Raw genomic sequence first — 10,381 nt, 5'->3', positions numbered from 1 at the left:
CCCGTCACACGGGGTAACGAGGTTGATCAGGTCGCCGGCGTCGTCGGGGTCGGGAGGAACGGGCGGGCGGCGGCGATGAGCTCGATGACGCCGTCGCCGAGGGGAGTGGGGAGGTCGTCGTAGGGGAACCAGCCGAGATCGTCGGACTCGTCGCTGACGACCGGCACCGCTTCCGCGGCGGCCAGCACGAGGAACTGCACGTCCAGGTGCTCCTCGACCACGCCGGGCCGGCAGAGCGCGGGATGCGCGTCGAGCTTGACCGGCCGGGCGCCGGCCCCGAGGGTCAGCCCGTCGATGCCGCTCTCCTCGGCGGCCTCACGCAGCGCGGTGGCGGCCAGGGACGCGTCGCCGGGCTCGCAGTGGCCGCCGGCCTGCAGCCACCGGCCGGCCTTCGCGTGCAGGAGGAGCAGGACCCGTTCGGCGGACGGGTCGACGATCAGCGCGCTGCCGGTGAGGTGGGCCGGAGCGCAGGAGCGCCAGAGCCCGTCCGGGTTTGCGGCCAGGACGTCGAGGTAGCGCCGGCGCAACCGCTCCTGGTGCTCGGACGGCGCGACCCAGTCGGACAGCGTGACGACGGCGTCGGCGTGCGGGTCGGCCCGGTCGCGGCGCGCCGTCACCAGACGTGCATTCCTGGTGAAGCGGGCGCGCCCATGCTCAACGTGTGGGTCGGTGCCGTTCGGATCGCGACGCCGGTGGAGACAGGTGCCGCGACGACCCGGTTGCTGCCCCGGGAGGCGTTGGCCCGGGGACCCGACGACCAAGCGGTGCAGGAAAGTCGGCCCGTAGGGGGTCGCCGCAGATGGCTGGACCGGCGCGGGATCGCTGCGGCACCGGGGGTGGCATCGCTGTACCCCGCCGCCTGGTCAACCGCAGCACTCTTGCACCGTGCGCTCGAAATGATCACGTTCAGCAGGATCACCCGAGCCTCACCATGATTGCGAGCATGGTGTGACACGAGATCTCGTGCTGAACGTGATCATTTCGGGGTCCCACGCATCCATGGATGCACGCAGAAGTGCCTCATGTGGCGTCGGGGTCCGAGGGGTCTTGAGGGTCCTCCGGCGGGGCGGGGGTGTCGTCGAGGCCGGACATGTCGAGCTCGTCGCGGGAGAGGAACGCCTTGGGGTCCGCGATGTCCTCGGCGGTCGGGATGAGGTCGGGGTGCGCCCACAGGGCGTCGCGGCCGTCGGCGCCCCGGGCCTCGCGGACCGCGGCCCAGAACAGCGAGGCCTCGCGCAGCCGGCGCGGCCGCAACTGCAGCCCGACCAGAGTGGCGAAGGTCTGCTCGGCCGGCCCGCCGGTGGCCCGGCGACGTCGCACGGTCTCGCGCAGCGCTCCGGCTGAGGGCAGCCGATCGGCGGTGGCCTGGGTGACGACGTCGTCGACCCATCCCTCGACCAGGGCGAGCGCGAGCTCGAGCCGGTCGAGCGCGGCCTGCTGGGCCGGCGTGGTGGGCACGTCGAACAGTCCGCCCTCGAGCGCCTCCTGCAGTGCCTCGGGCCGCTGCGGGTCGATCTCGCGCATCTTCGACTCGATGGCGCTGGTGTCGACGCTGACGTGCCGGGCGTACTCCTCGACCAGCGAGATGATGTGCGAGCGCAGCCAGGGCGCATGGCCGTAGAGGCGGACGTAGGCGGCCTCGCGCAGCGCCAGGTAGAGCGTGACGTCGCGCGCGTCGACGCCGAGGCCCTCGCCGAAGGCGCGGACGTTGGCCGGCAGCAGCGCCGGGTGCCCGGCGGCCAGCGGGATGCCGATGTCGGCCGAGCCGCACACCTCGCCGGCCAGCTTGCCGATGCTCTGGCCCACCTGGGCGCCCCACATGGACACGCCCACCTGCTGCAGCATGCCCACCAGCGGGCCGGCGGCTTGCGCCATCTCCGGCGGGAGCGACGAGCTCATCGCCTCCGAGACCCGGCCGGCCAGCGGCTCGACGAGGTCGCGCCAGGCGGCCTGGGTGCCCTCGACCCACTCCGCGCGGCTCCAGGTGCGCGGTGCGCCGCCGGTGGACGGGAACGAGGTGGCGCCGTCGAGCCAGGTGTCGGCGAGCCGGAACGCCTCGTCGACGTCGCGGCGGTCGGTGCCGCTGACCGAGCGGTCACCGGCCGCGGCGACGACCTCGCGGGCGGCCTGGCCGGCGAGGTCCCAGTTGACCGGGCCGCCCGACCACGAGAACATGCGGCCCAGCTGCTGGAACAGCGCGCCGAGGTCGGGTGAGCCGCCAGGGCCGCCGGCTCCGGCGGCGCCGAACATCCCGAACAGGCCGCTCAGCGGGTCGTTGGGGTTGCCGCCACCGGCGCCCTGACCAGCGCCACCTCCAGCGCCGCCCTCAGCACCCTCGCGCTTGTCGGGCCGGTTCTCGCCGGGCTCGTTGGGGTCGTCGGCGGAACGGAAGCCGAACGGGACATCACTCATGGCAGCGCCTCAGGCAGGATGGAAGCGTTCGCGGAGCGCCTCATGCGTTCCACGGTAGTCGTAGAAAGGGTAGTCGTGAGCAGACAGTCGCGGCGGGTTCGCGCTGGGCGCAACGGCGGCGGCCTGGTGGTCGCGGTCACGGGCGCGTCGTCCGGCGTCGGCCGCCTGCTGGCGTCGCGCCTGGTGGCCAGCGGCGACGTGGCCGAGGTGGTGGGGCTCGACGACGTCCGCGGCGACGTCGACGGCGTCACCTGGCGCGTGATCGACCTCACCGATCCGGCCATAGTCACCAGGCTGGCCGGGGTCGACGCCGTCGTGCACACCGCGGTCGACACCGGCATCACCGACGACCCGGCGGTCCGCTCGCACCGCAACGTCCGCGGCGCTCAGGCGGTGCTGACCGCGGCCGCGGCCGCCGGCGTGCGCCACGTCGCCGTCGTCAGCAGCGCCATGGTCTACGGCGCCGAGCCGGACAACCCTGTCCCGTTGGACGAGGACGCGCCGCTACGCGCGGAACCGGACGGGTCGGTCATCAGCGACCTGCTCGAGGTCGAGGACCTCTGCGCGCGGGCGCCGCGCTCGCATCCGGGCACGGCGGTGACGGTGGTCCGTCCGGCCGCGGTGGTCGGTCCTGGCGTCGACACCGTCCTGACCAGGCATTTCGAGGCGCCTCGGCTGCTGGTGGTGCGGGGCAGCGAGCCGGCCTGGCAGTTCTGCCACGTCGACGACCTCGCCTCGGCGCTGGAGTTCGTCGTGCTCAACAGTGTGGAGGGACCGGTCACCGTCGCCAGCGACGGCCACCTCGACCAGCAGACGGTGGAGGAGCTGTCCGGTCGCAGCCGTATCGAGCTGCCGGCATCGTTCGCGTTCGGCACGGCGCAGCGGCTGCACCGCCTCGGCGTCACGCCGGCACCGGCCAGCGAGCTGCACTTCGTCACCAGGCCGTGGGTGGTGACCGGCGCCCGGCTGCGCGAGGCCGGCTGGAAGCCCGGATACGACAACGCCGCGGCGCTACGTTCTCTCATGGACGAGGTGAGCGGCCGGCACGCGTTGGCGTCGCGGCGCATCGGGCGTCGCGAGACGGCGACGGCGGCCACCATCGGCGCCGCGGGTGCCACCGTCGCCATCCTCGGCACCGCGGTGGTGGTCCGCAAGGCTCGGCGAAGGAAGCGGGGGTAGGCAAGATGGACGTCATCAGGCTGCTGGACGTGCGCGACCAGCCACTGTCCGTCGACGAGGCGCTGGCGGCCGTGTCCGACCGTGGCGCCGGTGGCACCTGCGTCTTCGTCGGCACCGTCCGCGAGGTCGACGGTGGCCGCGACGTCACCAGCCTCGACTATGAGGCACACCCCACGGTCACCGACACACTGCGGACCGTCGCGGAGAAGGTCGCCGCCGACGTGCCCGTCCGCGCGCTCGCGGCGACCCACCGCGTCGGTCACCTGGAGATCGGCGACATCGCCGTCGTGGTCGCGGCGGCCGCCGCGCACCGTCAGGAGGCGTTCGAGGCGTGCCGCCGGCTCATCGACGACCTCAAGCGCGAGGTGCCCATCTGGAAGCACCAGCGTTTCGACGACGGCGGCGAGGAGTGGGTCGGCGCGCCGTGATCCGGTGGCGGCACGCGTACCCTTAGGTGACCCTGCCGTTCACCGTGAGGACCCCCGACACCGATGACCCGCCGTTCCGCGACGCTGGCCGTCGCCGGTGCCCTGATCGTCGCGCTCGTCGCGGTGGCGTCGATGCTCAACCTGCCCTACGTCGTCTACTCGCCCGGCCCGGTGGAGGACACCCTGGGGGAGTGGAACGGCGAGGCGGTGGTCCAGATCGACGGCGCCGACACCTTCCCGACCGACGGCGTGCTGGACCTGACGACGGTGGGCGTCACCTCCGCCGACGCCGAGCTCGACCTGCTGACGGCGCTGCGGGCGTGGGCCGACCCGGACCGGGCGGTCATCCCGCGCGAGCTGGTCTACCCGCAGGGCACGACGGCGGAGCAGTCGCGCCAGCAGAACGCGGCCATGCTCGCCGACTCGCAGCAGAACGCGAAGGTCGCCGCGCTGCGGGAGCTGGGCTACGACATCCCCGAGCGGGTCCTCGTCGACGCGGTCGTCGAGGACGCGCCCGCCGACGGCGTGCTGGAGCCCGGCGATGTGGTCGTCTCTGTCGACGGCGCCCCGATCGCGACGCCGCAGGACGTCGTCGACGCCGTCACCGCGCACGAGCCCGGCGAGACCGTCGTGTTCGTCGTCGAGCGGGAGGGCCAGGAGCTCACCCAGCGCATCGAGACGACGGCGGCCGAGGACGACGGCCGGGCGCTGGTCGGTTTCCAGCCGGTGTCCGGCTTCGACATCCCGATCGACATAGAGATCGGCATCGACGAGCGCATCGGCGGCCCGAGCGCCGGCATGATCTTCGCCGTGGCCATCTACGACACCCTCACCGAAGGGGCGCTGCTCGACGGCCGCCATTTCGCCGGCACCGGTGAGATCAGCCCGGACGGCGAGGTCGGCCCCATCGGCGGCATCCAGCAGAAGATCGCCGCGGCCAACCACGACGGTGCCGAGTTGTTCCTGGCGCCGGTGGACAACTGTGACGAGGCCGCCGGCGGCAACAACGGAGACATGCTCGTGGTGCCGGTCGAGACGCTCGACGACGCCATCGGCACCATCGAGTCGTTCGTCGCCGGCGACACCGAAGACCTGCCGACCTGTCAGTCCTGACGCGCCAGCACGATCACCTCGGCGCTGGTGGGCGTCACCGGTCCGCGGTCCCAGTCGCCGAACCATCCCTCGACGACGAAGCCGGCAGCCTCGACCAGCTCGCGCAGCCGGCCGGGATCGACGAACCGCAGCGTGCTGGACTCCGCGTGCAGGTCGCCGCTGCCCAGGTCGAGGATGCACGACTGGAATGTCACGAGGTCACCGTGCGGTTCCGGGGCGTCGACCCACGTCTCGAACCGCTCGCCGGCCGGGTTGGCGACCACCTGCCGGGTGCGCTGCGCCCGCCACCCCTCCCAGTCGCGTGCGGCCGGGTTGCGCGTCTCGAACGCCAGCAGCCCGCCGGGTTCGAGGTGCCGGCGGAAGGTGGCCAGCGCCGCCCGCACGGCGTCGTCGTCGAGCAGCTCTTGGAACGCGTGGCCGGTCATGGTGACCAGCTCGACCCGGCTGTCCAGGCGCATCGTGACGGCGTCGGCGAGCACCCACCGCACACGGTCGGACCCGCGCCGGGCGACGGACAGCATGCCAGGCGCGGGGTCGACGCCGGTGAGCTCACCGTCGTGGCCGCGCTCACGAGTCGAGATCAGCCGCCGCCCGGTGCCGCACCCGACATCGAGCACGGACCCGGCCCGCAGGTCCAGCGCCTGGTAGAAGTCGTCGGAGCGGCTCCACGGGTTCTCCGCGTCGTACAGCTCGGCGAAACGCGCATCGGCGTAGCCCTCGGCCACGCGGCCGGGTTCGGCTGGCATGGACCGACCCTGCCACGGCGGCGGCGCTGCTGTCGCGGGGATTTCGCGCCGGGTCTCGCGGCGTCTAGAGGAAGGTCTCGGCCAGCGCGTCGCCGAGCTCGGGGGAGAGCTCTGCGCCGTGGATGAGCTCGTCGTCGGCCTCGTGGCCACGCACCCGCATCACCGACGCCCGGCTGCCGTCACGCATGACGCCCACGACCACCCGGACGTCGGACCGGGCCGGGTGCCGCTGCGCCCAGCTGGCGGCCTCCGCGTCGCCGGCGGGCATCTGCTCCTCGGCGCCGGGTGGCAGCACGATCCGCTCGAGCACCAGCGCGCAGCCGGTGACGGTCTCCGGCCAGGTGATGCTGGGCAGCAGGTCCTCGATGGGCCGGTTCGGGACGTCCTGCTCGATCGGCGTGAGCGCGTCGTCGGTCAGCTTTTCGGCATCGATGCCGAAACTGGCGGCCAACGCCGGCTCACGCGCGATGAGGTCGCCGGTCGGCGCGAGTGCGTACAGCCGGGCCGGCTGGTCCCAGCCGTCGTCCCGCACGTGTCGGTCGATCTCGGCCAGCGCCTGCTGGAGGGCCGAGGGTTGGTCGTCCGCGCTCATGGCCGTCATCGTCGCACGCCCGGCGACCGGGGCACGAATCCCCTCCGGCGTCGCTGGCCGCCGCTCCGGACGGGCCGGAAAGGTCACGTCACGGGCGGGTCGAAGGTCACGATTCGACGGCGGGTCGGAACCGCGAAGGGCGGTGAGATAGTTTTCCAGGGGTGAGCCAGGACATGCCCAGACCCGCCAACCCGTTCCGCGGGCCCAGTTCGCCGCGACGCTCCCGGGCACTGCTGCCCACGTTGGTCGTGCTGGGCGTGCTTATCGCCGCGTACATCCTGATCGTGTCGTTCTGGACCGACCGGCTCTGGTACCAGTCCGTCGACTTCACCGACGTGTTCACCACTCAGCTGGTCACCCGGGGTGGGCTGTTCATCGTCTTCGGCCTGCTCATGGCCGCGTCCGTGGTCGTGAACGGCATCGTGGCGTACCGCCTGCGTCCGCGCTACCGGCCGATGAGCGTGGAGCAGCAGAGCCTCGACCGCTACCGCGACGCGATCGACCCGATGCGCCGTTGGGTGCTCGGTGCCGTCGCCGCGCTGCTGGGCATCATGGCCGGCGCCAGCGCGGGCGGGCAGTGGGAGACGTTCCTCATCTGGCGCAACGGCGGCGAGTTCGGACAGACCGACGCCCAGTTCGGCATCGACATCGGGTTCTTCGCCTTCGACTACCCGTGGTGGCGCTACATCGTCAGCTACGGGTTCGCCGTCGTCGTCCTCGGTCTGGTGGTCGCCGCCGTCACGCACTACGTCTACGGCGGCATCCGGCTGCAGACGGCCGGCCAGAAGGTCAGCCCGGCCACTCAGGCCCATCTGTCCGTCCTGATCGGGCTGTTCGTGCTGCTCAAGGCGGTGGCCTATTGGCTGGACCGGTACGCGCTGGTCATCGAGGGCGACCCGCAGGATCGGTTCACCGGTGCCGGCTACACCGACATCAACGCGGTGCTCCCGGCCAAGACCATCCTGGTCTTCGTCGCCGCCATCTGCGCCGTGCTGTTCTTCGTCAATGTCTGGCGGCGCAACTGGATGCTCCCGGGCATCGGGCTGGGTTTGCTGGTGCTGTCGGCGGTGCTGCTCGGCGGGCTGTGGCCGTTCCTCGTCCAGCAGTTCCAGGTGCGTCCGAGCGAGGCCAGCCGTGAGCGCCCGTACATCGAGCGGAACATCGAGGCGACCCGCGACGCCTACGGCATCGATGACGTCCAGACCGAGGAGTACGACGCCACCACGCAGGTCTCCGAGGGGCAGCTGGCCGAGGACTCCGCCACCATCCCCGGTATCCGGCTCATGGACCCCAGCGTCATCCCGCCGGCGTTCCAGCAACTGCAGCAGGTCCGTGGGTTCTACGCGTTCAGCGACCCGCTCGATGTCGACCGGTACGAGGTCCAGGACCCCGACACCGGCGAGGTCAGCGAGAGCGACATGGTCGTGGCGGTCCGCGAAGTCGACTCCAACGGCATCCCGGACGAGCAGCGCAACTGGATCAACGAGCACACCGTCTACACCCACGGCTTCGGCGTCGTCGCGGCCTACGGCAACACCCGCGAGAGTGACGGTGCGCCGCAGTTCGCCGAGGAGGACATCCCCACCCAGGGTGTCCTGGGTGAGTACGAACCGCGCGTCTACTTCGGCGAGAACTCGCCCAGCTACTCCGTCGTCGGTGCGCCCGACGGCAGCGATCCCGTCGAGTACGACATCCCGGAGGACCCGGAGACCGGCGAGGAGCGCCGCAACACCTACGAGGGCGAGGGCGGCGTGCCGATCGGCTCGTTCTGGAACCGGCTGCTCTACGCCACCCGGTTCCAGGAGGCCAACTTCCTGCTGTCCGACCGCATCAACGCCGAATCGCGGCTGCTCTACGACCGCGACCCGCGCGAGCGCGTGGAGAAGGTCGCACCGTGGCTGACCGTCGACGCCAACCCGTTCCCTGCCGTCGTCGACGGCCGGGTGGTGTGGATCCTCGACGGCTACACGACGCTGAACTCGTTCCCGTACGGCGAGCGGGTGTCGCTCAGCGAGGCCACCAGCGACTCGCGCACCGCCCGACCGGCGCTCGCGGCGCAGCCGGACGACTTCATCAACTACGTGCGCAACTCGGTGAAGGCCACCGTCGACGCCTACGACGGCACCGTCACGCTCTACGCGTGGGACGAGGACGACCCGGTCCTACAGGCATGGATGCGCGCCTTCCCGGACACCGTCGAGCCCCGCTCGGAGATCCCCGAGCCGCTGCTCGACCACCTGCGCTACCCCGAGGACCTCTTCAAGCTGCAGCGCAGCATGCTCGAGGAGTACCACGTCACCGACCCGTCGACGTTCTACGGCGGCCAGGACCGCTGGCTGGTCCCGGCCGACCCCGCCGCCGAGGTCGACGTCGACCAGCCGCCGTACTACCAGAGCATCCAGATGCCCGGTGCCGAGGCACCGGTGTACTCGCTCACGACGACGTACACCCCGCGCGGTAGACAGAACTTGGCAGCGTTCATGGCGGTCAACGCCGATGCACGAAGTGAGGACTACGGGCAACTACAGATCCTCCGACTACCCGGGAACACCCAGATCGACGGGCCCGGACAAGTCGCCAACGACTTCGAGAGCAACGCCGACGTCGCGCAGGAGCTGACGCTGCTGAGATCCGGGGACGCGGTCACCGAGCTGGGCAACCTGCTGACCCTGCCGGTCGGCGGCGGCCTGCTGTACGTCCAGCCGGTGTACGTGGTCCGTGCCTCTGGCGAGGCCGCCTACCCGCTGTTGCGTCGCGTGCTCGTCCAGTTCGGCGACAGCATCGGCTTCGACGACACCCTCCAGGGCGCGCTCGACCAGATCTTCCAGGGCGAGTCCGGCGCCGAGACCGAGGAGGAGGGCGGCATCGTCGACGAACCACCACCAGGCGAGGAGACCACTCCGCCCACCGACGAGCAGTCGCCCACCGAGGAGCCGACCACGCCACCCGCGAGCGGTGACCTGGAGGCGGCGATCGCCGAGCTCCGGACCGCCTGGGAGGAGGCGCGACAAGCTCAGGCCGAGGGTCGCTGGGACGACTACGCCGCCGCCCTGGAGCGGATGGAAGCGGCCATGACGCGTGCCGAGGAGCTTTCCGGCGAGTCGCCCGAAACCCCGACGCCAGCCCCGACCCCGTAGCGCGCGATCACGGGAGAGATAGGCGGTAGGCGATGAGCCGGATCCCGGGTACGGGCTCGTGGTCCCGCTCGGGCAGCCGGACGAAGCCGAGCCGCTCGTAGAGCCGGTGTGCCGTGCGCATCCGCGGGAGCGAGGAGAGGACGAGCGCCCTGTCCCCGTGCCGGCGGGCCAGCTCGACGCAGCTGTGCACCAGCGCGGCCCCGACACCGCGGCCGCGGGCGGCTGGTGCCACGGCGAGCATCCGGAACTCCGATTCGCCGGGACGTGAGATCTCGGTGTAAGTGCTGCCGGGCCGGCAGAACGTGACGCTGCCGAGGACCGTGCCGTCGGTCTCGGCCGCGACCAGCAGGGTTGCCTTCTCTGCCCGGCTGACCGAGTCGGCCAGCTCCTCGGCGTAGTCGTGATCGCCCTCGAGGAAGCCGTCGACGTCGTACGCCTCGACCGTGATGCGCCCGATGTCGTCGAAGTCGGCCGGTTGGGCGGTCTGCACCTGGAAGTCCGTCATGCACGCCATTGTGGCGTCCCCCGATTTGGCGCCAACTCGCGCGCCAGGTAACCTAGTAACCGCGACGCGGGGTGGAGCAGCTCGGTAGCTCGCTGGGCTCATAACCCAGAGGTCGCAGGTTCAAATCCTGCCCCCGCTACCAATGTGATGTCTCGGGACATCGGAATGGCTCGAACCTGCGGATTGTGGGTTCGGGCCGTTCGTCATTTCCGGGTTGGTCCGGGTGGGCGGCCGGTGGGCTGGTAGATGCGTGTGGGGTCCAGGACGAG

The 10,381-nt window shown here is 71.6% G+C and carries 9 protein-coding genes and 1 tRNA gene; 5 read left to right on the top strand and 5 right to left on the bottom strand.

From position 1 onward, the window contains the following. Nucleotides 1-26: 26 nt before the first annotated feature. Nucleotides 27-617: an NUDIX hydrolase gene (locus E1269_RS31315; protein WP_131902066.1), complete on the bottom strand. Its 591-nt coding sequence runs from the start codon at nucleotides 615-617 to the stop codon at nucleotides 27-29. A 403-nt stretch (nucleotides 618-1,020) separates the two neighbouring features. Further along, a complete protein-coding gene (locus E1269_RS31310) occupies nucleotides 1,021-2,412 on the bottom strand; it encodes a zinc-dependent metalloprotease (protein WP_131902064.1) in 1,392 nt (463 codons plus the stop codon). A 75-nt stretch (nucleotides 2,413-2,487) separates the two neighbouring features. On the opposite strand from E1269_RS31310, the gene E1269_RS31305 reads away from it, so the two are divergent. The 3 genes from E1269_RS31305 (at nucleotide 2,488) to E1269_RS31295 (ending at nucleotide 5,132) form a co-directional block, all read left to right on the top strand. Then, nucleotides 2,488-3,591, top strand: coding sequence for an NAD-dependent epimerase/dehydratase family protein (locus tag E1269_RS31305; protein WP_203434273.1), 1,104 nt, complete (start codon nucleotides 2,488-2,490; stop codon nucleotides 3,589-3,591). Nucleotides 3,592-3,596: 5 nt separating this feature from the next. Beyond that, nucleotides 3,597-4,019: a molybdenum cofactor biosynthesis protein MoaE gene (locus tag E1269_RS31300; RefSeq protein ID WP_131902060.1), complete on the top strand. Its 423-nt coding sequence runs from the start codon at nucleotides 3,597-3,599 to the stop codon at nucleotides 4,017-4,019. Nucleotides 4,020-4,082: 63 nt separating this feature from the next. After that, nucleotides 4,083-5,132: a YlbL family protein gene (locus tag E1269_RS31295; protein ID WP_131902059.1), complete on the top strand. Its 1,050-nt coding sequence runs from the start codon at nucleotides 4,083-4,085 to the stop codon at nucleotides 5,130-5,132. On the opposite strand, the gene E1269_RS31290 is transcribed toward E1269_RS31295, so the two are convergent. Beyond that, nucleotides 5,123-5,878: a class I SAM-dependent methyltransferase gene (locus tag E1269_RS31290; protein WP_131902057.1), complete on the bottom strand. Its 756-nt coding sequence runs from the start codon at nucleotides 5,876-5,878 to the stop codon at nucleotides 5,123-5,125. The two genes, E1269_RS31295 and E1269_RS31290, sit on opposite strands and share 10 nt — an antisense overlap. A 64-nt stretch (nucleotides 5,879-5,942) precedes the next feature. After that, nucleotides 5,943-6,470 (bottom strand): PPA1309 family protein, encoded by a 528-nt coding sequence (locus tag E1269_RS31285; RefSeq protein ID WP_131902055.1) that lies wholly within the window; start codon nucleotides 6,468-6,470, stop codon nucleotides 5,943-5,945. A gap of 173 nt (nucleotides 6,471-6,643) precedes the next feature. Here E1269_RS31285 and E1269_RS31280 point away from each other — a divergent pair, with 173 nt between their 5' ends. Then, a complete protein-coding gene (locus E1269_RS31280; RefSeq protein ID WP_131902053.1) occupies nucleotides 6,644-9,607 on the top strand; it encodes a UPF0182 family membrane protein in 2,964 nt (987 codons plus the stop codon). A gap of 7 nt (nucleotides 9,608-9,614) precedes the next feature. Here the strand turns inward: E1269_RS31280 and E1269_RS31275 are convergent, their stop codons facing one another. Further along, the gene (locus tag E1269_RS31275; RefSeq protein ID WP_131902051.1) at nucleotides 9,615-10,112 is read right to left on the bottom strand and encodes a GNAT family N-acetyltransferase; all 498 of its coding nucleotides are present in this window, start codon (nucleotides 10,110-10,112) and stop codon (nucleotides 9,615-9,617) included. A gap of 65 nt (nucleotides 10,113-10,177) precedes the next feature. Here E1269_RS31275 and E1269_RS31270 point away from each other — a divergent pair. Next, a tRNA-Met gene (locus E1269_RS31270) sits at nucleotides 10,178-10,254 on the top strand. Nucleotides 10,255-10,381: the final 127 nt, after the last annotated feature.

It is taken from the genome of Jiangella asiatica, from assembly GCF_004349065.1.
Lineage (GTDB): Bacteria > Actinomycetota > Actinomycetes > Jiangellales > Jiangellaceae > Jiangella > Jiangella asiatica.
Note: the sequence above shows the minus strand (reverse complement) of the source record. Positions and strands in the feature narration are given on the sequence as shown.